We start from the raw sequence: 22,618 nt of genomic DNA, 5'->3' as shown, positions 1-22,618 counted from the left end.
TTTATTTTAGGTAATAAGAGGAGATTCTTATGACAGTTGAAAATCAATTTACTTTATCAGATCATGATGAAGCAACAAAAACATTAACAAGTGCGGTCACAAATAAGATTCAATATCTGCAAACATTAGAAAAGGCAGTTACTAATCAAGATGATCGGCAAGTGTATGAATTAATCGATTCTAAACGATATGCTGAAGAAATTTTACAAGCACGGCATGGTGTAAACGATTTTGAAAATGAAAAATTAGTAGAAGATATTCAACCACAAATTAGTGATTTTTTAAGTAAAAAATTGATTAATTATTTGAATAAAATTTATCCTTTTTTCTATTTTGAAGAAACCACTCCTGGCAACTTTCAATTTTATTTCGGAAATTGGTGGGGACGAAGATTATTTGGGACATTTGACATTTTAAATGTTGAGTTTCATTTTGATAAGCGTGAATATGAAAAATTATCTAAGGCCTTTGAATTAGAATATGAAAATAAGCGCTTAAATAGTGATAGTATTGAACGTTTATCACAAGAAAATGAAAAATTACAAATTTTAATTGATTCACAAGATGAACGTGATCAACAAAAAGAAGAGTTACGTGTACAAATTAAAGAAGTATCGCAAGAAAAAGTGATGCCTTGGGGGAGTTCAAAACAAAAGGAATCTAAGCAAAAATTAGTAGACAAATTAAGTCATTTGACTGAACTAGATGAACAGGCTAATGACGCTTATCGGACAATTAGAGACAATGAAGAAACTATTTTAGCTTTATCAAAAGAAGACACTCTAATTGGTTATGAAAAACAAAGTATTGTCTCTAAATTTGGAACGTTTGAGAATTTTGAAGCTAAGAATAAAACACTATACCGTGATTATATTGCTAACTTAATTGCGTCAAAAGAATAGGTGAGATTCAATGAACGAACAAAAAAATATGCAAACAATTACGTTTCTTCCAAATGGCAAAAGTAAGCCTCAACCTAAAGATGTGCGTTCATTAAGTACAACTGGACGGCTCATGGCTTATCGCGATGAATTAAAGAAAAATCTTGAAAATGGAATTAATTTTACTGAAATTTTAAATGAACTAATTACGACTAACGATGCACAAGTGTTATTAAGTTCAATTCAAAAGCTATCTACATATCAGTTGGATTCGGCATACTTAATATATCCACAACAATATAGTCGGCAAGATTTTTACTTAATTTTCTTAAGTCGACTTTTAGGATTGCATCAAGCTGAAAAATTAGTCTTACAAGCTAATGAACAAACGGATGAATTGTATCACCAATTTCCAGGAATTGATAACTTAGGATATTTTACATTTCAGGAAAATCCAGATGGAAGTGCCTACTATGTAGAACACAACCATAATGAAGCTTTGTTCTTTATTGATTTCAATAAACATTTATTATTATTTAATAGTGAGGCAATTACAAGTTTATTAATTACTAAATATCGAAATGAAATTTCTCAAGACACTTTACGTAAATTTGAACTTCAGTTGCTTGCAATTGGAAAGTTTATGAAAGAAGATTATGGCTTTGATGTTGACTTTAATATTTTAGACCCATCAAATTACGCAGTATATGCTATTATGGATGATCAAATGCCTAAAGAAGCACTTGATAAGCTATTTATTGCTGCATCTAATGCAGGGTATATGCTCGTTACTGGAATGCAAAATGAAGCGATTTTAAAATTGAATCATGGGATTGAAATGAAAGTTGAAATGCAAAGTAATGGTCAATGGGTAATTAAAATTACAGATCCAGACAATCGAATTTCATGGTTTGATATATTGAATACGTATGATTTTTTAAGAGATTGGTATCTTGAAAATCTTGATAGTTTAGAAATTAAAAATGATCCGCGTTATTATTAATGATCGAAGGTTATAATGTATGAATGTAAATGAATTATTATCAATTACACGTCAAAGTAAATTTCCTAAGATGTTGCCAGCTAAGCAAAACAATTTAGATGAAAAGTATAGTAATTTAATTGCTAATGCCAATATTAGTTTGGCTAAATTATTTAGTGGAATTCAAGTGGGAATGGAAAGAAATGAAATACTAGTTAAGTATTGTGATGCAATGCGTGATTTTCTTGAAATTGCTAACTTTAAAGAATGGGCATATATCATGCTAATATCAGATGAAGATTTAAATGCTTTAGTTCAAAAATGGAAAAGTGATTCATTAGCAGTAGTATATTTAAGTATCCAGCAACAATTAAATCAATGTTATTTTCATCGTCAACCTCAAAGTTTAGTTCATGCATGGCATATGTTTTTAAAACTTGGATTGATTGACTTAAATTTTGAAATTAATGAGATTGAAGATCAATTTAAAAAACAATTTTAATTTAATAAAAGGCGGCATTTAAGTGTCGCCTTTTTTATTACGAAAAAGACTGTAACATAAAGTTACAGTCTTCTAAAATATGGTGATTCGGGAGAGATTCGAACTCTCGACAATCCGCTTAGAAGGCGGATGCTCTATCCAGCTGAGCTACCGAACCATTTTTGCAACATTATTATTATAAGAGGAATGTTAATGTTTGTCAATTACAAATTTAATAATGTTGATGATCAATCAATATTTGACGGTAACAATAAAATTTGATAAAATACAACTGTTGTACTTGTGCATAGTACAACTGCAACCGCACGTTTTAAGTTAAAGTGTTCAAATGAACCACTAAATTACGGCGAGTCTAAGGAATTTTAAGGAGGTGCACAAGATGTACGCAATCATTAAAACAGGTGGCAAACAATTAAAAGTTGAAAAAGGCCAAGCAATCTACGTTGAAAAATTAGACGTAAATGCTGGCGATAAAGTAACTTTTGATCAAGTTGTTTTAGTTGGTGGTGAAAAAACAGTTATTGGTACACCATTAGTTGAAGGTGCTACAGTTACAGGTACTGTTGAAAAGCAAGGTCGTGCTAAGAAGGTAGTTACTTTCAAGTACAAACCAAAGAAACACCAACACACAAAACAAGGTCATCGTCAACCATATACAAAGGTTGTTATTGACGAAATCAACGCTTAATTGAAAGTGAGTTGATAGTTTGATTCAAGTACATTTTAACTATAGAAATGACCAAATTACTGGTTTTAAGTTAAAAGGACATGCGGAATCGGGGCCATATGGGCAAGATATTGTTTGTGCGGCTATTTCTGCATTAGCAATCAATACAGTCAATTGTCTTGAACAGCTTGTTCATGTTAAGCCTTATGTCATTGCCGATGATGAAGAAGGCGGTTATATGGAGATGAAGCTGACCAATGATCAATTTCAATATTCTGAAGTACAACTATTACTTAAAAGTTTTGAGTTGGGACTTCAAGATATTGAAAAGAATTATGATAAATACATCGAAATTAAATAATCTTGAGGAGGTGCAATAGGTTATGTTAATGAATTTGCAATTCTTCGCTCACAAAAAAGGTGGCGGTTCAACTGCTAACGGTCGTGACTCACGCTCAAAGCGTTTAGGTGCTAAGAGTGCCGATGGTCAATTAGTTAAAGGTGGATCAATCATTTATCGTCAACGTGGTACACACATTTATCCAGGGGTAAATGTTGGTATGGGTGGCGATAACACATTATTCGCTAAAGTTGAAGGTGTAGTACGCTTTGAACGCAAAGGCCGTGATAAGCGTCAAGTATCTGTATATCCTGTTGCAGATTAATATTTTAGAGGTTGTGACTTTATGTCCAATCTCTTTTTTTTAACATAATCTTCAGTAATTATGAGTAATGCAAGAATTAATCAGTTAAAAAAACAACTTCAAGAACATCGTTTAGATTCTTTTTTAGTAACATCTCCAACTAATATATACTATTTGTCTGGATTTACGGGAGATGAAGGCCTTCTTTTAGTAACTGAAAATGAAACATATTTAATTAGCGATCAGCGGTTTGAAATTGAATTAAATGAGCAAAAAAATGCGATTCCAGTTATTACAAGAAACTATTTAGAAAGTGCATGTGAGATTTTAAAAAAAGAAAATTTAGTTGCCTTAGGATTTGAGGAGTCAATTTCATATCAAATGTATGATCAATTAGATGAATTAAGTCCAGCAGATATTGTCCCAACTGAAAATGTAATTGAATCATTACGTGCGATTAAATCATCAACGGAGATTCAAAAAATACAACAAGCAATTCAAATAGCACAATTGGGATTTGAATTTTTTTTAGATCATCTCAATCAAGGATTAAGTGAAAGACAATTAGCAAATCAGTTAGATTATTTTATGAAAACAAAGGATGCTACTAAAGCATCCTTTGACACGATTATTGCAAGTGGGCAAAACACACTTGCACCTCATAGTACGGTTTCAAAACGCAAAATCCAAGTTAATGAATTAGTTTTATTAGATTTTGGATACTATTACCAAAATTATACATTTGATATTACCCGCACGGTATATGTAGGAAAAGCTTCTTCTAAAGTGAAGGAACTTTATCAAATCGTTTTAGAAGCACTTAATGAAACAACTGAGATTTTAAAACCGGGCTTGCAAATTGCACAAATTTATCAACAAACAATTAATGTTTTTAAAAAGTATCAGTTAGAACAATATTTTACACATGGGATCGGTCATGGAATTGGCTTATCTATTCATGAATTACCAGCATTAGGTAGTCAAAGTGATGAGCAATTAAAGTCAGGGGAAGTTATTACTATTGAACCAGGATTATATGTTCCTGAAATTGGTGGAATTCGAATTGAAAATGATATTTTAATTACTAATGATGGATTTAAAAATTTGTCTGGTTTTGCAACAAAGTTTATAGAAATTTAAATAACTAAAGAATAATCTGCTTGACAAATCCTATAATTCACGTGAAAATATTCAATATAGTGATTTCTTTAAGAAAGACGGAATTCAACCCTGTAGGAGGAAAAATAAATGATTTCTGTAAATGATTTTAAAAATGGTTTAACAATTGAAGTTGATGGTGAATTATGGCGTGTAGTAGAATTTCAACATGTTAAGCCAGGTAAAGGCTCAGCTTTTGTTCGTTCAAAATTAAAAAATTTACGTACAGGAGCAGTCCAAGAAAAAACATTTCGTGCAGGTGAAAAAGTAAATCAAGCACAAATTAATCGCAAAGAGATGCAATATTTATATGCTGATGGCGATAATTATGTATTTATGGATACATCTACTTATGAACAACTTGAATTAAATAAGGCACAAATTCAAGATGAGATTAAATATTTAAAAGAAAACATGCTTGTTAAGGTAATCATGTATGGGTCAGAAACTCTTGGACTTGAATTACCAAACACAGTTGATCTTGTAGTAGCAGAAACTGAACCAAATATTAAAGGTGATACTTCATCAGGGGGTTCTAAACCAGCAATCATGGAAACTGGATTAGTAGTTCAAGTACCATTCTTCATTAATGAAGGTGAAACTTTAACAATTAACACTACAGATGGAACATATATTTCACGTGCATAATACAAAGGAGGCTATGACAATGGCTGAAGATAATAACATTATTTTAGCAAGTCAAGAACCAAGTTTAGGAGAAATTAGGATTGCTCCTGAAGTCGTGGAAATTATTATTGGAATTGCAGCAAGCCAAGTTGATGGTGTTTATTCCATGCGTGGTTCATTGGCTAATAGCGTATCTAAGTTATTTGGCAAGGAAGATCGGACTAAAGGAGTTAAATTAGACCAAAAAGACTCAGAATTAAAAGTTGATGTCTATGCTCTTTTAAACTATGGTGTATCTGTGCCAAATGTTGCATTTGAAATTCAAGAAAAAGTAAAACAACAAGTTTTATTTATGACAGGTTTAAATTTGGATAAAGTTGATGTTCATGTTCAAGGAATTGTTCCTGAAAAACAAGAACCTACAATCGATCCAAATAATCCATTCGCTGAAGAAAATGGTGAAGAAAAGTGAGTATTACTAGACATCAAGTCAGAGAGATTGCTTTCCAAACCTTATTTGCAATTAACAGCAATCCCGATGCAAATGTTCAAACTGTAATTGATTCTTTACTAGAAGAAAGGCATGTTACAAAACAACCAGAATATTTAGCAACTTTAGTTGATGGTGTACTAGCTAGACAAGCTGATTTAGATGAGATGATTTCGTCTAAATTAAATGCTAAGTGGACATTAAGTCGTTTAAGTAAAACGGATTTGATTATTTTACGGCTTGGTTTATATGAGATTAAGTATGTTAATGATATTCCAGCAAAAGTTGCTTTGAATGAAGCTTTACAGTTGGCAAATGAATTTAGTGATGAAAAAGAACGCAGTTTTATTAATGGCGTACTTTCAAACTTTATTTAGTAAAAGGCTACGACAAATTTTGTCGGGCCTTTTATTTTATATAACACAATTCAACTTTTCTCTGAAGTTGATCCTATGCTAAAATTATATTTGAATTATGGAATTTTAAGGGATGGTAATTGTGACAACTAAATTAGATGGTAAGCAACTTTCTAGTAAAATTAGAGGAGAAATTAAGAAAAAAGTTGATATTTTAAAAGAACATGGGATCACTCCATGTTTAGCAGTAGTTCTAGTTGGGAATGATCCAGCAAGTCAAGTATATATTCGAAATAAAAAAAGAGCGGCTGCAAAATTAGGAATTAAAACATTTGATAAAACTTTACCTGCTTCAATTAGTGAAGCAAAGTTAATTGAAATGATTGAGCAGTTAAACCAAGATGAGTCAGTTCATGGAATCTTGATTCAATTGCCACTACCAAAGTCAATTGATGAAAATCACGTAATTGATGCAATTGATCCGAAAAAAGATGCTGATGGTTTTCATCCAGTAAATATTGGTAATTTATTTTTAGATAAAGCAACTTTAGTTCCTTGTACTCCTCATGGCATCATTAGATTACTAAAAGAATATCAAATTGATTTAGCAGGGAAAAATGTTGTCATTGTTGGTCGCAGTAAAATTGTCGGAATGCCATTAATTGCAATGATGATGAAGGAAAATGCAACGGTAACAGTAGCACATAGCTATACTAAAAATTTAAAAGAACTAACTAAAAAAGCTGATGTAGTGATTGCTGCAATTGGCAAGGGACAGTTTTTTGATGATAGTTATTTTAATGAAAATGCCGTTATTGTTGATGTAGGAACAAATCGCAATGAAAATGGTCAATTGGTTGGCGATGTTGATAGTAGCAAGGTTGCTAATAAAGTTGCCTACTTATCTCCAGTTCCTGGAGGAGTGGGACCAATGACAATTACGATGTTATTAGAACAAACAGTTCAAATTGCTGAGGAAAAATTAAAAGATGGAACACGATAAATATTTAACAGTTACAGCACTAACTAAATATATTGGTAAAAAATTTGCATTTGATCCATATTTAGAAAAAGTTTATCTTGTTGGTGAAATTTCTAATTTTAGATTACGTGCACGGCACCAATATTTTAGTTTAAAAGATGAGAATGCCAAAATCGAAGCAGTAATGTTTCAATCTAACTTCAAAAGAATAAAATTTGAACCTAAAGACGGAATGAAGGTTCTGGTGATTGGTAGAATTGAAGTTTATGAACAAACGGGAAAATATCAAATCAATATTGATTCAATGCAACCTGATGGAATTGGAGCCTTATATCAAGCATATGAGCAACTTAAAGAAAAATTAGCGAAGGAAGGATTATTTAGCCGTCCGAAACGCCCATTGGTTAAGTATCCTAAAAGAATTGCAGTAATTACAAGTTCATCTGGAGCAGTTATTCGTGATATTATAACAACCACACGAAGAAGATATCCAATTGTTCAATTAGTATTGTTTCCAGCAGAAGTACAAGGAGAATATGCTAAAAACTCATTAGTTGGAAGGTTAAAAGAAATTAATGAACGCAATGATTTTGATACCATTATTATTGGTAGAGGAGGCGGTTCAATTGAAGATTTATGGCCTTTCAATGAAGAAGAAGTTGCTCGCCAAATTGCTGCTAGTAAAATTCCAGTAATTTCTTCAGTTGGACATGAGACTGATACAACATTGTCTGATTTAGTAGCAGACGTACGTGCAGCTACTCCAACAGCAGCTGCTGAATTGGCTACTCCTGTTTTGGCTGATGTTTTATTAACGTTAAATGACTATCAAATGCGATTAAAGAAAGCCATGAAGCGAATTATTGAGGTAAAAAAAGAACAATTGGAGAAATTACAAACATCATTTGTCTTTACACAGCCACAACGTTTATATGATGGTTATCTTCAAAAAGTAGATTTATTAGAAACAAAATTACGTCAAAATTTTGCTAATCAATTACATGAATATCGCCAGCATTTAAACCAGTTAGACAGTGCATTAAGTGCGAATTCTCCGCAAAACCGACTTAATTTATTACAAAATAAAAGCCAACAACTTGAGCAACAATTATTTCAAAATATTAAAAATACGCTGGGAACTAAAGAGCAAAAATATCAGCAATTGATACATGCATTAGAAATTTTAAATCCATTAAGTGTAATGGGACGAGGATTTTCTTACGTAACTAAAAATGAAAGTGTGATTCGCTCAACTAAAGATATTAAACCAGAAGATGAGTTGATTTTACACTTAAAAGACGGTACTGCAAATGTGAAAGTAAAATCAATCAGAAAGGAATCAAATTAATGAGTGAAGAAAAAACATTTGAACAACAAATGGATGAATTAGAAGGAATTGTAAACAAACTAGAACAAGGTGATATTCCTTTAGAAGAAGCCTTAAGTCAATTTCAAAAAGGAATCCAATTAAGTAAAAAACTCCAAGATAAGCTTGAAAATGCAGAAACTACATTAGCTCATGTAATTGATGATCAAGGCAATGAAACTATTTTTGAAAAAGAGGATTCAAATGAATAATAACTTACCAAAGTTTATGAATGAGTATATTCCTAAAATAAATGCGACTCTTGATGAATATTTATCAGGATTAAAAAGTTATCCAATTTTAAATGAAGCGATGCGGTATTCGGTTGATGCCGGTGGAAAAAGAATTCGCCCGCTTTTTTTACTTGCAGTTATTGAAGGTTTAGGAAAAAGAATTACTCAAGACGATTTAAAAGTGGCGGCTAGTTTAGAAATGATTCATACTTATTCATTAATTCATGATGATTTACCTGAAATGGATAATGATGATTTAAGACGAGGAAAACCAACTAATCATAAAGTTTATGGTCAAGCAATTGCAGTTCTTGCCGGAGATGCACTTTTAACTAATGCATTTGAGTTAGTTACTCAAACTAATATTAAAGCTGAGTTTAAAGTAATCTTGATTAGTAACTTAGCACGGTTTGCTGGTGCAGAAGGAATGGTAAATGGACAAGTTGGTGATATTCAAGGTGAGAAGAAAAAATTAACCTTAAATCAATTAAAGCAAGTTCATTTTGGGAAAACGGCAGCACTTTTAGAATATGCATGTTTGGCAGGAGCAACGCTTGGAAAAGCCAATGTAAAACAACAACAGTTACTAATAGAATTTGGCAAAAATTTTGGCTTAGCATTTCAGATTTATGACGATATTTTAGATGAAGTAGGTTCCCAAGAAGAATTAGGGAAAAAAGTGCACAAAGATCAAGTAGAACACAAAAATACTTATACCGTATTATTAGGGTTAAGCGGTGCAAAAAATGAACTTCAAAAGATAATTGATCAAATGAATTCAATTTTAACTAACTTGAATGATTTAAATGTTAAAGTTGATTTACTAGCTGAATTTTTAAATTATTTCAAAATAAATGAAGGATAGAAAATGAAAAAAGAACGCATAGATGTACTATTAGTCCAACAAGGATTATTTGAAAGCCGTGAACAAGCTAAACGGGCAGTAATGGCTGGCGAAATTTTAGGAGAAAATGAAGAACGGCTAGATAAACCTGGAATGAAAGTTGACCCAAATGTTAAGTTACATTTCAAAGGAACGAAGATGCCATATGTAAGTCGTGGAGGCCTAAAATTAGAAAAAGCTTTACAGACATTTAATTTATCAGTAAAAGATAAGATTGTACTTGATATTGGCTCTTCTACAGGAGGATTTACTGATGTTTCTCTTCAAAAAGGAGCAAAGCAAGTTTATGCTCTAGATGTGGGAACCAATCAGTTAGTGTGGAAGTTACGACAAGATCCTCGTGTTGTTGTAATGGAAAATACCAATTTTAGATATAGCAAACCAGAAGATTTTACTCAAGGACAACCCAGCTTTGCCACCACTGATGTATCATTTATTTCACTAAAGTTAATTTTGCCACCTCTTTATCCCATTTTAAAAGATAGTGGGGATTTAGTTGCTTTAATTAAACCTCAATTTGAAGCTGGACGCGATAAAGTAGGAAAGCATGGAATTGTTAAGGATGCAGCTACACATACAGAAGTAATTAATACAATTATTCAATTTGCAGTTGAAAATAAATTTGATGTATGTAACTTAGATTTCTCACCAATTACAGGTGGACATGGCAATATTGAATTTTTAATTCATTTAAAGAAGAGCTCAAATGAGGGCCAAATTAGTCCTGACGTAAATCCAGTTGAAATTGTTAAAAAAGCGCATGCAACTTTAGAAAATCAGTAATTAATCAAGAGGAGGTGTATTTAGATGCTACAAGAATTATCGATTAAAGATTTTGCGATCATTGAAAAAACAGATATTGATTTTCAAGCTAAGATGACGGTTTTAACTGGAGAAACTGGAGCAGGGAAGTCAATTATAATTGATGCTCTTGGATTATTAGCAGGAGGACGTGGTTCTACTGATTTTATTCGGAAGGGAACAAGTAAATCCTGTTTACAAGGACAGTTTGTTTTGCCAAAAAATGCACCATTATTTAATTTACTTGATCAGTTTGGCATAGATCATGAGGATGAAACATTAATTTTACAAAGAGATTTATATAAAACTGGGAGAAATGTTTGTCGGATAAATGGAACTTTAGTAAATTTAACAACTCTTAGACAAGTTGGAGAAATGCTGATTGATATTCATGGCCAAAATGAACATCAAAGTTTAATGCAACCAGAAACACACTTAGAACTCCTTGATGAATATGATCATTCCCTAAAAAAAGATGTTGAAAGTTATCAAGTTGCGTATCATAAATACCGAAAATTGAAAACAGCACTTGAAAAGCGTGAAGCTAATGAAAAAGAATGGGCTCAGCGATTAGATACTTTACAATTTCAACTTGATGAAATTACTAATGCCAATTTAAAACCGCATGAAGAAGAGGAATTGACAGAAGAAAAAGATCAATTAGATAATTATCAAGTAATTCATGATGCATTAGAAAATAGCTATCAAGCATTAATGGGAGATAATTTTGACTTAATAGGTCAATTAGGAATTTCAATGAATGAATTAGGTAAGGTTTCTGATTTTTCAACAGATTTGAATAATATTTATGAAAAAGTTTCAGATGCATTTTACAATTTGCAAGATGTTTCGCATGAAATTTCAAATGAATTAGATTCAATGGAATGGGATGAAGAACGCCTAAACCAAATTGAACAACGATTAGAGGAAATTCATCAATTGAAACGGAAATATGGCGATTCAGTTGAACAAATTATTGAATATGGTCAAAAAATAAAAAAAGAGTTAAATGAAATGCAAGGTAGTGCTCAAAGTTCAGCAGAACAGGCTAAAGAAGTGGAAAAAACATATCAAGATGCATTTAAGTTAGCCCAACATTTATCTAATAAACGGCGACAGACAGCACATGAATTAGAAAAAGCAATTCATAAACAGTTAAGTGCATTATATATGGATAAGGCGATTTTTAAAGTTAAGTTCAAAGAAAATAAGGAATTGACTGAAAATGGATTAGATGATGTTGAATTTTATATTCAAACTAACCCTGGCGAATCCATGGGACCGCTAGCTAAAATTGCTTCTGGAGGAGAACTGTCACGGATAATGCTTGCATTAAAAACAATTTTTTCACAAAAGCAAGGAGTTACAAGTATTATCTTTGATGAAGTTGATACTGGAGTAAGTGGACGAGTTGCTCAAGCGATTGCTGAAAAAATTTCGCAAATTGCCCAAACTTCACAAGTACTATGCATTTCGCACTTACCACAAGTCGCTGCAATTGCTGATCATCACTATTATATTTCTAAAAAAGTGGTAGATGGGCGGACAGAAACTCGAGTCGAAAAATTAAATGCTAAAACGAGAGTTAAGGAGATTGCACGTATGCTTTCAGGATCTGAAATTACGGAACTAACAATGGAACATGCTGAAGAATTGATTAAAATGGCTCATCAAATTAAGCAAAAAATTGAACAGTAAAATTAATAAAAGGACTGTGATTCAATCACAGTCCTTTTATTAATTTAAATATTATCTCGATATAAACCAATTACTTTTCCTAAAATAGTTACTTGATTCAAAATAATAGGAGCCATTGTATCATTTTCAGGTTGAAGTCGGTAATGATCTTTTTCTTTGTAGAATCGTTTGCAAGTAGCTTCATCTTGATCGTTCATCGCAATCACAATATCACCGTTATCAGCACTATTTTGTTTGCGTATAATGACTTTATCGCCATTTAAAATTCCAGCGTTAATCATACTTTCTCCCCGAATTGTAAGCATAAATAAATTATCAGCTGATTCAAAATTAGGTGGAAGAGGAAAGAAATCAGTGGTTTCTTCGACTGTTAGAATCGGTTGTCCCGCAGTCACAGTCCCTACCATTGGAATAGCATCAGCCTTAAAAGTGATACCTAAAGCCTCCATTCCAGCTGGAGTAACTTCAATGGCACGTGGTTTAGTTGCATCTTTAACTAAAAAACCACGCTTTTCTAAACGATTTAAATGTCCATGGACAGTTGATGTTGAAGATAAGTCAACAGCTTCACCAATTTCACGCACAGTTGGAGGATAACCTTTTTCCTGAACAGAATTATAAATAAAGCGTAAAACTCTTAATTGACGTTCCTCAGATGATTTCGTCATAATAATACCTCGTGAAAACTTATAATATATTAACTCGATAGTAGCATATATTTTTATTAAGTACAAACAAAAGTTCGCTTTAATTGAAATTAGTATTGAAATTCGATAAAATAAAAAAAGAATATTTGAGAAGGGAGCGGAGAAATTTGGCTAAAGAAAATAATGGGATTCCTCAAGATTTAATTGATCGAATTAATGAGCTAGCTAAAAAGAAAAAAGAAGAAGGTTTAACTAAGGAAGAACAAGCTGAACAAAAGCGATTACGTGAAACATACTTGTCAATGTTTCGTGAAAACTTTAGAAGTCATATTGAAATGCTTCAAGTTTATGATAAAAACGGAAAAGAAGTTACTCCTGAAAAAGTAAAAAAAATCCAACGTGAACGTGGTTTACGTGATGATTAATTTTTTTAAAAGTCCTCTTTATTTTTTTAGATTTTTCGCTTAAAATTATAGTTATGTTATTTGTAAGGAGGATCGGACTTTGTCAACAGGAATAGTAATTTTATTGGTTATTATTGCATTAATTGCTGGTTTTGTAATCGGCTTTTTTGTTGCAAGAAGATATTTAGAAAACTACTTGAAAAAGAATCCACCATTTAACGAACAAATGCTTCGTACAATGATGCTTCAAATGGGACAAAAGCCATCACAACGTAAAATTAACCAAATGATGACTTCTATGAAAGCAAGTTACGCTAAAGAAAATAACAAAAAGAAATAATTATAAAAAAAACAGGCTTGATAAAATCATAAGCCTGTTTTTTATTTTAAATTTGATAAATTAATTACTTTGTTTTTTTGAAGCAGGATCAATGTATACAAATTTAGGGTCAATTTGTTGATCCAATTGTTTAAATTGTGTTTCCATTTGTTTAATAATTTTTTGTTGATTTTTATCATTTAATTTTTCTTTGCGGTCAACGTAAATTGGTTTCCCAAAAGCAACGGTTGTTTTTTTGCGTGAAAGTAATCCTTTAAAAGTTAAAGGGCCTTGGTAAACTGCAGGAACAATTGGGACATTTGCCATTTTCGCAATTAAAGTAACTCCGCCTTTCATTGCCTGTGAATGACGTGTTCCAGAAGGAAACATGATTAATGACATATCTTTATTTTTGAGCCATTTAACTGGGGTTTTAATGACTGAAGGTCCTGGATTTTTGCGATCAACTGGGAAGGCATTAGCATGTGTTAAAATAAATCTTAGGATCGAATTTTTAAATAGTTCTTGTTTGGCCATAAAAGCGAATTGCTTTGGTGAAGCTGCCAAAGCAAAAAATAAAGGATCAAACCAAGTACGATGAGGCCCTACAAGAATGTAATTACCTTTTGGAAGATTATTCTTATTTAAAATTGTAATTTTTCCATTAAATAAATGGACAAGAAAGTTAACGATTCTACGCATAAAGTTATAAAACATAATTTAACTCCTTTCAAACGATGTCCATGCTTTAGTATGCAAAAAAAAATAATAATATGCAAGTAAATTTTAATAAATAAACGAAGAAATAAGGAAGTTTTATATGAATATAAATTTAGAAGAAAATGAACGCATTGATCAACTTTATTCTCAGGATGTTCAAATCATCCAAAGTTCCGAGGTTTTCTCATTTTCTTTAGATGCGGTATTATTAGCCAGCTTCATAAAAGCAGATTCGCGTCCAAATAAAAAAGCAGTTGATTTATGTGCAGGCAATGGAGCAGTAGGATTGTTTATTAGTAAAAAATTTAAAGGCCAAATTGATGAAGTTGAAATTCAGCCACGTTTAGCTGATATGGCTCAACGAAGTGTCAAATTGAATCACCTTGAAAATCGAATCAAAGTTTATAATCGTGATTTAAATGAGGCAGCATCATTTTTGAAAAAAGACAACTATGATGTAGTAACGTGTAATCCACCATATTTTGAAACTTTACCACATAGTAAAAAAAATCCAAATGAATATTTAGCAATTGCACGTCATGAAATTAAAGTCACTTTAAAGCAAGTTATTGAAGTTTCAAGTGGACTATTAAAAACTGGGGGGAAATTATACTTAGTCCATCGTCCAGAAAGAAGCTTGGAAATCATGGAAATGATGATGCAAAATCGTTTGGCACCTAAAAAAATTAAATTAGTTTACCCTAAAGCAAATAAGGAAGCTAATATGATTTTAATTGAAGCAATTAAAGATGGTAAAAAGGGTGGAATTAAATATTTACCACCGATTATTACCTACACTGATGAAAATGAATATACTCAACAAGTTAAGGAATTAATATATGGAAAATAAAAAGTACTTTATGTATGTTTTACTTTGTTCAGATGGATCTTTTTATGGTGGATTTACTACGAATGTAAGTAAAAGAGTGGAAACTCATAATGCCGGAAAAGGCGCTAAATATACCAAATTAAGACGTCCAGTAAAATTATTGTACCAAGAAGCATATCAAACTAAATCAGAGGCATTGAAGGCAGAATATGCCTTTAAACATCAGTCTAGAAAAGCAAAAGAAAAATATTTAATTGAACATGGGGTTTCCATTCAAAAGTGGCAATATTTATAATAAAGATGAGTATTTTTATGAAAGAAGGAATTTGAGATGAAATTAATTGCATTTGGTGTTCGAAAAGATGAGGTTCCCTTTTTTAAAGAATGGAGTAATCAAAATAAGTGTCAGGTAAAATTGATACATGAGTTACTATCAGAACAAAATATTGGTCAAATCAAAGGATTTGATGGAGTCATTGGCTTACAAACAACTCCATATATTCGTGAGTACTTTAAAACTTTAAAGGATTTTGGAGTGAAGATACTTTCAATTCGCAATGTAGGAATTGATAATATTGATTTGCAAGCTGCTAAGGATAATCAAATTGCAATTACGAATGTACCAGCATATTCACCAAGTGCAATTGCTGAGTTTACATTAACGCAAATGTTGCAGTTGATTCGCCATATCAAGCAATTTAATGAAAAGATGAGTCGACAAGATTTTCGATGGGAACCATATATTAGTCGGCAACTAAATGAAATGACGGTTGGCGTGATGGGAACTGGAAGAATTGGACGAGAAGTGGTGAAACTTGTTCAAGGATTTGGCGCTAAAGTAGTAGCAGTTGATCCATATCATAATCAAGAACTTGAAAAACAGGGAATTTATGTTGATTCGTATGATGAGCTATATCGCAAAGCAGATGTGATTACATTACATATGCCAGCGGCAAAAGACAATTTTCATTTGCTTGATGCAGATGCTTTTAACAAAATGAATAAAGGCGTGCTAATTATCAATACTGCAAGGGGAACATTAATTGATTCAAAGGCGTTAATTCATGCATTGGATAATCAACAAGTTGCAGGTGCAGCTTTAGATACTTATGAACATGAGTTACCAATTTTTGATCATGATTTACATGGAAAGGAAATTGATGATCCAATTTTTAATAATTTAAATGTACGTGATAATGTTTTGATTACACCACATATTGCTTTTTATACTGATATGGCAGTTAAAAATATGGTAGAAGTGGCATTAAATTGCGCTAAGACATATATTGAAACGGGAAAACAACAAAATCCAGTAATTACTGTAAAATAGTTATTGCAATTGTTTTAATTATTGTCTATACTTAAAGAAGTGCTGTGAGCACAATTCACACCTCATGCGATAGATTTGGAAGTGCTTATTAAGTGCCAAATCAATTGAACATGGGGGAGGAAAAAAACTATTTTGGAGGTATTGTAATGTCAGTAATTACAATGAAACAATTACTTGAAGCTGGTGTACATTTTGGTCACCAAACACGTCGTTGGAATCCTAAGATGAAGAAGTATATCTTCACAGAACGGAATGGAATTTATATCATTGACTTACAAAAAACTGTTAAGTTAATCGATCAAGCATATGACTTCATGAAAGATGTTGCAGCTGATGATGGCGTTGTTTTATTTGTTGGTACAAAGAAACAAGCTCAAGATGCAATCGAAGAAGAAGCAAAACGTGCAGGTCAATACTATGTCAACCATCGTTGGTTAGGTGGTACATTGACAAACTGGAACACAATCCAAACACGGATCAAACGCTTGAAAGATATTAAGAAGATGGAAGAAGACGGTACATTTGAACGTCTTCCAAAGAAAGAAGTTGCCTTATTAGTTAAGGAACGCGATCGTCTTCAAAAATTCCTTGGTGGAATCGAAGATATGCCACGGATTCCAGATGTAATCTTTATCGTAGATCCACGTAAAGAACGCATTGCCGTTAAGGAAGCTCAAAAATTAAATATTCCAATCGTTGCAATGGTTGATACAAACGCTGATCCAGACGAAATTGACGTTAAGATTCCATCAAACGACGACGCTATTCGTGCCGTTCGTTTAATCACTTCTAAGATGGCAGATGCTATTATTGAAGGTCGTCAAGGTGAAGATCAAGAAGACGTTACAGAGGAATCATTTAAAAATGATGACGAACAAGTAGATTCAATTGAAGATATTGTTGAAGCAGTTGAAGGCGACAACGATACAGATGCTGAATAGTTTATAATAATTGGCTGTCTCAAAATGTGGGCGCAAAGCCTTTTATTTTGAGACAGTTTTTTAAAGTGTTAATAAATAATTTTGAAATTTTAGGAGGATGTAGTTCTATGGCAAAGATTTCTGCACAACAAGTTAAAGAATTACGTGATAAAACAGGCGTTGGTATGATGGACGCTAAAAAAGCTTTAGTTGCTGTTGATGGTGATATGGATAAAGCAATTGACTTTTTACGTGAAAAAGGAATTGCTAAAGCTGCTAAGAAAAGCGATCGGGTTGCTGCTGAAGGTTTAGCAAGTGTAGTTGTAAAAGGTAACACTGCTGCAATTGTTGAAGTTAATGCCGAAACAGACTTTGTTGCTCAAAACGAAAAATTCCAAAGCTTAGTAAAGCATACTGCTGAAGTAATTGCTGAATCAAAACCAGCTGATGTAGAAGCTGCTTTAGCTATAAGTACAGATAAAGGTACTTTAAATGATGAATTTATTGAAGCAACACAAGTTATTGGTGAAAAAATCACATTACGTCGTTTCAAAGTAGTTGAAAAAGAAGATAGCGATAATTTTGGTGCATACTTACACGACGGTGGTCGGATTGCTGTATTAACTGTTTTAGAAGGTGCTGATGAAGCAACTGCTAAAGATGTTGCAATGCACGTAGCTGCAATTAATCCTAAATATGTAAACCGTGACCAAGTTCCTGCTGAAGAAGTTGCTCATGAAAAAGAAGTTCTAACAGAAGAAGCTAAAAATGAAGGTAAACCAGAAAAAATCATTGAAAAAATGGTTGAAGGTCGTTTGAAGAAGTTCTTCTCAGAAATTTCATTAGATGACCAATCATTCGTTAAAGATGGTGACCAAACAGTAAGTCAATTTGTTGCTTCAAAAGGTGGCAAAGTGAAAGCATTCTACCGCTATGAAGTTGGCGAAGGTATCGAAAAACAAGAAAATAACTTTGTTGATGAAGTTATGTCACAAATTAAGTAAGACGACTTTAAACCCAGTAGTATCAAGGGTTTAGAGTACCAACTTTCAAATATTGGACTAAAAGTTGGACTATTTTAAAATTTTAGATAATCCATAAACTCTTGTAGGTTAAGGCTTTCCATATCAGAGGTTAGGTGTGTATAGATATTAAGAGTAGTTTTAATATCTTTATGACCTAACCTTTTTTGTATATATTTTACGCTTACTCCTGACTGTAATAATAAACTTGCATGAGTTTTTCTAAAATTATGGTTAGTAAGTCTTGGTAAATCCTCAGGACAATGGTTATAAATAGTTTTTAACCAACTTATTAAGTTGGTTGAGTTATATAAATTACCTTTGTCAGTTATAAAGATAAAATAACTATCATTAATTGTTTTATTTTGATTAATCTGATATTCCTTATAATCATGAATTGCCTTTAGGGTAATATCGTCAATGTTAATTATTCTTGTTACTTTAACATGACTTAAATTAGATTTAAATACTCTATTGTATCGTGTTAATTTATCAAAAGCAGTATTTGCTTTTCTTTTAGATACTTTTTTGCATCTGCTCTTGATTTGAAACTTTTTTGTGCATCCTTACTGCTTTACCATATAAATCTAGTCCAAGATAATCAAATACTTTCTGAAAGTAATGTAGAGGCTAAATTAGATATCCTAATTGGATTAGTCGCAAATATTCTTGGCGTTAATCAGGAACAACTAAACAAAGCTAGTGGTGGCGATAATTTCAACGCTTTCTATAAATAAATGCAAAGAAACCAGTCAATAAATAACTATCAAACGTTTTAATCCTTTGTTACACTAAAAGTGTACTATTTAATTTATAGTACAAATTACCTCTTTACGAGATATTTAGTCGTTTATCTGTTGTTTTTACACTCAAGGCAATTTAATTGTCTTACACCTTAAACATAGTAGTAGACCCTACGGTTTAGGTAAGATTATACTAAGCTTTTCCAGACAGTCATTTAATGGCTGTCTTTTTTTGTGTTATACTGTAACTGTAGTCATGATTATGGTTCATTATTATATATAGTAAGTAAACTATAATTTTAGCAGTTGCTTGTAATTAAGTAACTGTTTTTATTATGCTGATTTTCCATGCTATAAATGATATACTATAAATGCACTTTAATAAGTGCACATTACTACTCCTTTTTTAACGAAGATTGTACGAAAGTATATCGTTTTACACTTGTGATAGTCATTTAATGGCTGTCTTTTTTTGTGCTCTTTTAAAAAAATTCGTTATAAAATCAATAAAGGAGGCAGGAATATGAGTCTTAATGAATATTGGTTAAAGGCTAAAGTTTGTAATCAAGATGAGATTAATATTAATACAACTACACCAGATTTACATTTCGTGAAATTGACAACGCAATCAGCTTTCACTAACTCCTACCAAAGCATAACAAGAGTAAATGGAAGGATTTATACTACATCTCAATTTGATAAAACTACAGTTAATTTGAAGTTTTTAATCAGATTTAACGATTGGAAAGACTTTGACTTAGCAAAGCATGATATATACAGATTTTTTATGACAAAAGAAATTATTAGAATAAGATGTAATACTGCACCTAATAAGGTCTATTATTACAGAGCTATATTTTTTCAAATTGCTCCAACAAAAGTAGGAAGTGCAAGGACTGTCTTTACGAATCCTAGTGGCTTAGCTTACTCAATCTGTAATAGTGATGAGATTAGTAATCTTGATAAAGGATCTGAATGGAGCTATGGAATGAATATCTCTAATAACTATCCATTACAATATCATTTTTCTAATACTAATAATTTTACGATATACAATTCATTAAACATTGGTATTCTCTTATTTGCAGAATGATAAACTTTCTATTCAGGTTAAATTTAGTGGAAATAATATCACAATTAAACAATATAAATAATTCAAATTGGACATATAAAAAGAGTGGTAATGGTAATAATACTTTGTTAATTAATAGTAATCCTTACAGTAAAGACACTAATTTTGGACATATTCAACTTGATAAGGGAGCAAATGATATTGCTATTACGGGTGCAGATGGTAGCGATATTACATTTAGCTTTCCTTTCGTTTATATCGCTTAATAGGGAGATGTAATTAGATGAATTTAAAAGAAAGATCATTCTGAACTTTTAAACAATGTGCTTTCTGACACTTTCCAAGAGACTAAAACTATAAATCAGTGGCAATCACAATTCAACGCTTATGACGATAAGAGTGTTGCTTTTTCACTGCCTAAATCTCAAAACAGTGTTATGTGGCGAAGTCAAGAGTTTATTATTAAACAAATTAATCTACTACTTATACTAACTCACTGAATACAACGCAAGTAACCGCAACTCACATTGGTTATGAAGTACAAAGAGTATTCCAACACAAATCAAACACAGGTACTAAAATAGGTTCTGTTAATGATATACTTTCTTTTTATCTGAGTAGCAATGGTTTTGGTTACACTTGGTAAGTTCATGAAAATTTTAATAATTAACAAATCGAAAACTTGGGTAATAGCAACGATCAAGACATGCTTTCTAAAATAACTAGTACTTGGAGTAATGTGATTATTACTTTTGATAACAAGAAGATAAAGGTATACAATTCAAATGATTATTACACTGATAATGGTAAGGTCATTACTTATTTAGGAAATACAAATCAAATAAACTTACCTATGACTCTACTAATTTGGTTAATAAACTTTATTGTATTGCAGACACAGGTAGTAGCGGTGATAGTAAACCTGCCTTTAATCCATTTTATGTTACTGATGACGACTCTATTAATAAGTATCCTGTATCAGATAACAGGTTTAATAATGCAGACACCCAGTATACAGGTATAATTTAATCCTAGTAATGAGGATATAGATATTGGAGAGATAAGAACACTTATAATACATACCTGAATTAGACCTCACTACTCAAGTTAAGAGTACACAGACAGCCACTTATCCTTTGTCTGACACTCAATAAAGTCAAGCAAAGTTGGACAATACCGCTAAACCCATTTTAGACTATAATAATTCTTTACATAATTATTTAAATGAAAATAAAGATTTATCTAGTAGTTTTAATACAGTAATCAATAACGGTATCCAAAATAATCAAGACGAAATTAATAAAATTAATGAAAGTCTTAAACCTCAAACTCAATTACTACAGAATGGTAATAGTACAATAAAACTGATAAAAAGTAACGGAATAGTACAGGTTGAATGTAATTTTATTAATCTAAATCCTAATGAGTCATACGGTTTCTTTATTCCAGAAGTTTTTGAACCTAAAATAATAGCAGGAGGTATGTGAGGCCCTTGATGCTATTTGATACAACAACTTGGATAACTTATTCAGAATGCTACCTTTGAGATAGTAATTAATGTATATCAAACAAACCAAGTGGCACTATCTCGGGCACAGCGAACTTTAATTATGTTTTATAAAGGAGGTAATAAAATATGAGTATTTTAGATTAAGTCAAAAAATATAAATACGTGGGAATACTATGGTTAAGATACATGAGTTATAGTGGTAATTATCGTTATGTTTGTGCAAGTAGGTGGAGAAGAATATGGTACTCGTCAAGCATGCTCAAACACTAGAACATATACTGTTAAGTTTGGCGATACTTTAAGTGGAATTGCTAGTAAATTGGGTGTATCAACAAGTTACTTAGCAAAGAATAATAGAATTAGTAACGATAACTTGTTAATGCACTATGTATAATTAGAGTACACTTAAAATTTTTACAAAACCTTACTTTCTATCAGCATAATCCATGTATTTTACTTAGATAAAATATGTGGATTTTTTAATTGACTGTGAATGACAAAACCTATACTATATAGCAGAATTATTTTAATAAATTAATTACTTACTTTTTACTCTCACTATAAAGGTGGGAGTTTTTTTGTTTTTTATAAAATTATTGAAAGTGTGTTAAGCTTTGTTACTTTATTTTACTGCTCTTTTTTGCGTCAATTCTGTAAACTTTTACATGAATTGGCAGTTTTGATACAGTTAATTTGTAAGTTAATAAAGTAAGTGAGAATAATGTATATAACTATGAATTTTAAGAATCATAAATTTTGTACTGAATGGACACACTTGAATCAAAATGAAATCTATATTTGTTGGAGAACA

At 31.6% G+C, this 22,618-nt stretch carries 30 protein-coding genes, 1 tRNA gene, 1 pseudogene and 1 other annotated feature; of the genes and pseudogenes, 28 read left to right on the top strand and 4 right to left on the bottom strand.

Annotation, left to right across the window (positions count from 1 at the left end; all coding sequences use genetic code 11):
• Positions 1–29 precede the first annotated feature (29 nt).
• From ACWCL1_RS02495 to ACWCL1_RS02485, 3 genes are read left to right on the top strand one after another with little or no spacing between them, the layout of a single operon-like run.
• Positions 30–902, top strand: a complete 873-nt coding sequence (locus ACWCL1_RS02495; protein WP_454545357.1) for an exonuclease SbcC — start codon at positions 30–32, stop codon at positions 900–902.
• A 10-nt stretch (positions 903–912) separates the two neighbouring features.
• Positions 913–1,884, top strand: a complete 972-nt coding sequence (locus ACWCL1_RS02490) for a hypothetical protein (RefSeq protein WP_454545356.1) — start codon at positions 913–915, stop codon at positions 1,882–1,884.
• 19 nt (positions 1,885–1,903) lie between these two features.
• The gene (locus tag ACWCL1_RS02485; protein ID WP_454545355.1) at positions 1,904–2,365 is read left to right on the top strand and encodes a hypothetical protein; all 462 of its coding nucleotides are present in this window, start codon (positions 1,904–1,906) and stop codon (positions 2,363–2,365) included.
• An 80-nt stretch (positions 2,366–2,445) separates the two neighbouring features.
• Here the strand turns inward: ACWCL1_RS02485 and ACWCL1_RS02480 are convergent.
• Positions 2,446–2,522: transfer RNA gene (locus ACWCL1_RS02480), tRNA-Arg, on the bottom strand.
• 132 nt (positions 2,523–2,654) lie between these two features.
• Positions 2,655–2,729 (top strand) — a sequence feature (ribosomal protein L21 leader region).
• A 15-nt stretch (positions 2,730–2,744) separates the two neighbouring features.
• Here ACWCL1_RS02480 and rplU point away from each other — a divergent pair.
• From rplU to recN, 13 genes are all read left to right on the top strand, one after another.
• Positions 2,745–3,053: a 50S ribosomal protein L21 gene (gene rplU, locus ACWCL1_RS02475; protein ID WP_454545354.1), complete on the top strand. Its 309-nt coding sequence runs from the start codon at positions 2,745–2,747 to the stop codon at positions 3,051–3,053.
• A 19-nt stretch (positions 3,054–3,072) separates the two neighbouring features.
• Positions 3,073–3,393, top strand: a complete 321-nt coding sequence (locus ACWCL1_RS02470) for a ribosomal-processing cysteine protease Prp (RefSeq protein WP_454545353.1) — start codon at positions 3,073–3,075, stop codon at positions 3,391–3,393.
• Between the two features lie 22 nt (positions 3,394–3,415).
• Positions 3,416–3,697, top strand: coding sequence for a 50S ribosomal protein L27 (gene rpmA, locus ACWCL1_RS02465; protein WP_057827775.1), 282 nt, complete (start codon positions 3,416–3,418; stop codon positions 3,695–3,697).
• A 60-nt stretch (positions 3,698–3,757) separates the two neighbouring features.
• A complete protein-coding gene (locus ACWCL1_RS02460; protein WP_454545352.1) occupies positions 3,758–4,816 on the top strand; it encodes a M24 family metallopeptidase in 1,059 nt (352 codons plus the stop codon).
• Between the two features lie 108 nt (positions 4,817–4,924).
• Complete coding sequence (gene efp / locus ACWCL1_RS02455) at positions 4,925–5,482, top strand: elongation factor P (RefSeq protein ID WP_454545351.1); 558 nt, start codon at positions 4,925–4,927, stop codon at positions 5,480–5,482.
• A 19-nt stretch (positions 5,483–5,501) separates the two neighbouring features.
• Positions 5,502–5,933, top strand: a complete 432-nt coding sequence (locus ACWCL1_RS02450; RefSeq protein ID WP_454545350.1) for an Asp23/Gls24 family envelope stress response protein — start codon at positions 5,502–5,504, stop codon at positions 5,931–5,933.
• On the top strand, positions 5,930–6,328 hold the full coding sequence (gene nusB, locus ACWCL1_RS02445; protein ID WP_454545349.1) for a transcription antitermination factor NusB: 399 nt from the start codon (positions 5,930–5,932) through the stop codon (positions 6,326–6,328). Before ACWCL1_RS02450 ends, nusB begins: the two co-directional genes overlap by 4 nt.
• Before the next feature lie 121 nt (positions 6,329–6,449).
• Entirely contained in the window at positions 6,450–7,310 is an 861-nt protein-coding gene (folD, locus tag ACWCL1_RS02440) for a bifunctional methylenetetrahydrofolate dehydrogenase/methenyltetrahydrofolate cyclohydrolase FolD (RefSeq protein WP_454545348.1), read from the top strand.
• A complete protein-coding gene (xseA, locus tag ACWCL1_RS02435; RefSeq protein WP_454545347.1) occupies positions 7,297–8,637 on the top strand; it encodes an exodeoxyribonuclease VII large subunit in 1,341 nt (446 codons plus the stop codon). Before folD ends, xseA begins: the two co-directional genes overlap by 14 nt.
• Positions 8,637–8,867, top strand: a complete 231-nt coding sequence (locus ACWCL1_RS02430; RefSeq protein WP_454545346.1) for an exodeoxyribonuclease VII small subunit — start codon at positions 8,637–8,639, stop codon at positions 8,865–8,867. The genes xseA and ACWCL1_RS02430 overlap by 1 nt, the downstream gene beginning before the upstream one ends.
• On the top strand, positions 8,860–9,753 hold the full coding sequence (locus tag ACWCL1_RS02425; RefSeq protein WP_454545345.1) for a polyprenyl synthetase family protein: 894 nt from the start codon (positions 8,860–8,862) through the stop codon (positions 9,751–9,753). Before ACWCL1_RS02430 ends, ACWCL1_RS02425 begins: the two co-directional genes overlap by 8 nt.
• 3 nt (positions 9,754–9,756) lie before the next feature.
• Entirely contained in the window at positions 9,757–10,575 is an 819-nt protein-coding gene (locus ACWCL1_RS02420; RefSeq protein ID WP_454545344.1) for a TlyA family RNA methyltransferase, read from the top strand.
• 24 nt (positions 10,576–10,599) lie between these two features.
• On the top strand, positions 10,600–12,291 hold the full coding sequence (gene recN, locus ACWCL1_RS02415) for a DNA repair protein RecN (protein WP_454545343.1): 1,692 nt from the start codon (positions 10,600–10,602) through the stop codon (positions 12,289–12,291).
• Positions 12,292–12,335: 44 nt separating this feature from the next.
• Here recN and lexA read toward each other — a convergent pair whose 3' ends face one another.
• Positions 12,336–12,959 (bottom strand): transcriptional repressor LexA, encoded by a 624-nt coding sequence (gene lexA, locus ACWCL1_RS02410; protein ID WP_454545342.1) that lies wholly within the window; start codon positions 12,957–12,959, stop codon positions 12,336–12,338.
• Between the two features lie 146 nt (positions 12,960–13,105).
• On the opposite strand from lexA, the gene ACWCL1_RS02405 reads away from it, so the two are divergent.
• A complete protein-coding gene (locus ACWCL1_RS02405; RefSeq protein ID WP_454545341.1) occupies positions 13,106–13,363 on the top strand; it encodes a DUF896 domain-containing protein in 258 nt (85 codons plus the stop codon).
• Positions 13,364–13,442: 79 nt separating this feature from the next.
• Positions 13,443–13,682 carry a YneF family protein gene (locus ACWCL1_RS02400; RefSeq protein WP_454545340.1) on the top strand — a complete coding sequence of 80 codons (240 nt, stop codon included), beginning with the start codon at positions 13,443–13,445 and terminating at the stop codon, positions 13,680–13,682.
• 60 nt (positions 13,683–13,742) lie between these two features.
• On the opposite strand, the gene ACWCL1_RS02395 is transcribed toward ACWCL1_RS02400, so the two are convergent.
• A complete protein-coding gene (locus tag ACWCL1_RS02395) occupies positions 13,743–14,378 on the bottom strand; it encodes a lysophospholipid acyltransferase family protein (RefSeq protein ID WP_454545339.1) in 636 nt (211 codons plus the stop codon).
• 103 nt (positions 14,379–14,481) lie between these two features.
• Here ACWCL1_RS02395 and ACWCL1_RS02390 point away from each other — a divergent pair, with 103 nt between their 5' ends.
• The 5 genes from ACWCL1_RS02390 (at position 14,482) to tsf (ending at position 18,464) form a co-directional block, all read left to right on the top strand.
• Complete coding sequence (locus ACWCL1_RS02390; protein WP_454545338.1) at positions 14,482–15,231, top strand: tRNA1(Val) (adenine(37)-N6)-methyltransferase; 750 nt, start codon at positions 14,482–14,484, stop codon at positions 15,229–15,231.
• The gene (locus ACWCL1_RS02385) at positions 15,221–15,505 is read left to right on the top strand and encodes a GIY-YIG nuclease family protein (protein WP_454545337.1); all 285 of its coding nucleotides are present in this window, start codon (positions 15,221–15,223) and stop codon (positions 15,503–15,505) included. The genes ACWCL1_RS02390 and ACWCL1_RS02385 overlap by 11 nt, the downstream gene beginning before the upstream one ends.
• A gap of 36 nt (positions 15,506–15,541) precedes the next feature.
• The gene (locus tag ACWCL1_RS02380; RefSeq protein WP_454545336.1) at positions 15,542–16,540 is read left to right on the top strand and encodes a D-2-hydroxyacid dehydrogenase; all 999 of its coding nucleotides are present in this window, start codon (positions 15,542–15,544) and stop codon (positions 16,538–16,540) included.
• A gap of 146 nt (positions 16,541–16,686) precedes the next feature.
• Complete coding sequence (rpsB, locus tag ACWCL1_RS02375) at positions 16,687–17,481, top strand: 30S ribosomal protein S2 (protein WP_454545335.1); 795 nt, start codon at positions 16,687–16,689, stop codon at positions 17,479–17,481.
• A gap of 107 nt (positions 17,482–17,588) precedes the next feature.
• Positions 17,589–18,464 carry a translation elongation factor Ts gene (tsf, locus tag ACWCL1_RS02370; RefSeq protein WP_454545334.1) on the top strand — a complete coding sequence of 292 codons (876 nt, stop codon included), beginning with the start codon at positions 17,589–17,591 and terminating at the stop codon, positions 18,462–18,464.
• Positions 18,465–18,538: 74 nt separating this feature from the next.
• Here the strand turns inward: tsf and ACWCL1_RS02365 are convergent, their stop codons facing one another.
• Positions 18,539–18,913: a tyrosine-type recombinase/integrase gene (locus ACWCL1_RS02365; protein ID WP_454545540.1), complete on the bottom strand. Its 375-nt coding sequence runs from the start codon at positions 18,911–18,913 to the stop codon at positions 18,539–18,541.
• A gap of 835 nt (positions 18,914–19,748) precedes the next feature.
• Between ACWCL1_RS02365 and ACWCL1_RS02360 the strand changes: the two genes are divergently transcribed.
• From ACWCL1_RS02360 to ACWCL1_RS02340, 5 genes and pseudogenes are all read left to right on the top strand, one after another.
• Positions 19,749–20,318 carry a phage tail domain-containing protein gene (locus ACWCL1_RS02360; protein WP_454545333.1) on the top strand — a complete coding sequence of 190 codons (570 nt, stop codon included), beginning with the start codon at positions 19,749–19,751 and terminating at the stop codon, positions 20,316–20,318.
• Between the two features lie 26 nt (positions 20,319–20,344).
• Positions 20,345–20,563: a hypothetical protein gene (locus ACWCL1_RS02355; protein ID WP_454545332.1), complete on the top strand. Its 219-nt coding sequence runs from the start codon at positions 20,345–20,347 to the stop codon at positions 20,561–20,563.
• Positions 20,564–20,608: 45 nt separating this feature from the next.
• Positions 20,609–20,797 (top strand): annotated as a pseudogene (locus ACWCL1_RS02350) (hypothetical protein); the annotation flags it as partial.
• A 666-nt stretch (positions 20,798–21,463) separates the two neighbouring features.
• On the top strand, positions 21,464–21,784 hold the full coding sequence (locus ACWCL1_RS02345) for a hypothetical protein (RefSeq protein WP_454545331.1): 321 nt from the start codon (positions 21,464–21,466) through the stop codon (positions 21,782–21,784).
• Between the two features lie 234 nt (positions 21,785–22,018).
• Positions 22,019–22,201: a LysM peptidoglycan-binding domain-containing protein gene (locus ACWCL1_RS02340; RefSeq protein ID WP_454545330.1), complete on the top strand. Its 183-nt coding sequence runs from the start codon at positions 22,019–22,021 to the stop codon at positions 22,199–22,201.
• The last annotated feature ends 417 nt before the right edge of the window (positions 22,202–22,618 follow it).

The organism is Ligilactobacillus sp. LYQ135, from assembly GCF_053711055.1.
The sequence above is the reverse complement of the archived record's forward strand: the minus strand, read 5'-3'. Positions and strand labels throughout refer to the sequence as shown.

Bases quoted from the DNA above. Each gene is read 5' to 3' on its own strand.
- efp (WP_454545351.1), top strand. From the start codon at position 4,925: ATGATTTCTGTAAATGATTTTAAAAATGGTTTAACAATTGAAGTTGAT.
- ACWCL1_RS02425 (WP_454545345.1), top strand. From the start codon at position 8,860: ATGAATAATAACTTACCAAAGTTTATGAATGAGTATATTCCTAAAATA.
- ACWCL1_RS02490 (WP_454545356.1), top strand. From the start codon at position 913: ATGAACGAACAAAAAAATATGCAAACAATTACGTTTCTTCCAAATGGC.
- tsf (WP_454545334.1), top strand. From the start codon at position 17,589: ATGGCAAAGATTTCTGCACAACAAGTTAAAGAATTACGTGATAAAACA.
- ACWCL1_RS02340 (WP_454545330.1), top strand. From the start codon at position 22,019: ATGTTTGTGCAAGTAGGTGGAGAAGAATATGGTACTCGTCAAGCATGC.
- rpmA (WP_057827775.1), top strand. From the start codon at position 3,416: ATGTTAATGAATTTGCAATTCTTCGCTCACAAAAAAGGTGGCGGTTCA.
- ACWCL1_RS02485 (WP_454545355.1), top strand. From the start codon at position 1,904: ATGAATGTAAATGAATTATTATCAATTACACGTCAAAGTAAATTTCCT.
- ACWCL1_RS02495 (WP_454545357.1), top strand. From the start codon at position 30: ATGACAGTTGAAAATCAATTTACTTTATCAGATCATGATGAAGCAACA.
- ACWCL1_RS02430 (WP_454545346.1), top strand. From the start codon at position 8,637: ATGAGTGAAGAAAAAACATTTGAACAACAAATGGATGAATTAGAAGGA.
- ACWCL1_RS02385 (WP_454545337.1), top strand. From the start codon at position 15,221: ATGGAAAATAAAAAGTACTTTATGTATGTTTTACTTTGTTCAGATGGA.
- xseA (WP_454545347.1), top strand. From the start codon at position 7,297: ATGGAACACGATAAATATTTAACAGTTACAGCACTAACTAAATATATT.
- ACWCL1_RS02420 (WP_454545344.1), top strand. From the start codon at position 9,757: ATGAAAAAAGAACGCATAGATGTACTATTAGTCCAACAAGGATTATTT.
- rpsB (WP_454545335.1), top strand. From the start codon at position 16,687: ATGTCAGTAATTACAATGAAACAATTACTTGAAGCTGGTGTACATTTT.
- recN (WP_454545343.1), top strand. From the start codon at position 10,600: ATGCTACAAGAATTATCGATTAAAGATTTTGCGATCATTGAAAAAACA.
- ACWCL1_RS02395 (WP_454545339.1), bottom strand. From the start codon at position 14,378: ATGTTTTATAACTTTATGCGTAGAATCGTTAACTTTCTTGTCCATTTA.
- ACWCL1_RS02460 (WP_454545352.1), top strand. From the start codon at position 3,758: ATGAGTAATGCAAGAATTAATCAGTTAAAAAAACAACTTCAAGAACAT.
- ACWCL1_RS02450 (WP_454545350.1), top strand. From the start codon at position 5,502: ATGGCTGAAGATAATAACATTATTTTAGCAAGTCAAGAACCAAGTTTA.
- lexA (WP_454545342.1), bottom strand. From the start codon at position 12,959: ATGACGAAATCATCTGAGGAACGTCAATTAAGAGTTTTACGCTTTATT.
- ACWCL1_RS02390 (WP_454545338.1), top strand. From the start codon at position 14,482: ATGAATATAAATTTAGAAGAAAATGAACGCATTGATCAACTTTATTCT.
- ACWCL1_RS02360 (WP_454545333.1), top strand. From the start codon at position 19,749: ATGAGTCTTAATGAATATTGGTTAAAGGCTAAAGTTTGTAATCAAGAT.
- rplU (WP_454545354.1), top strand. From the start codon at position 2,745: ATGTACGCAATCATTAAAACAGGTGGCAAACAATTAAAAGTTGAAAAA.
- ACWCL1_RS02380 (WP_454545336.1), top strand. From the start codon at position 15,542: ATGAAATTAATTGCATTTGGTGTTCGAAAAGATGAGGTTCCCTTTTTT.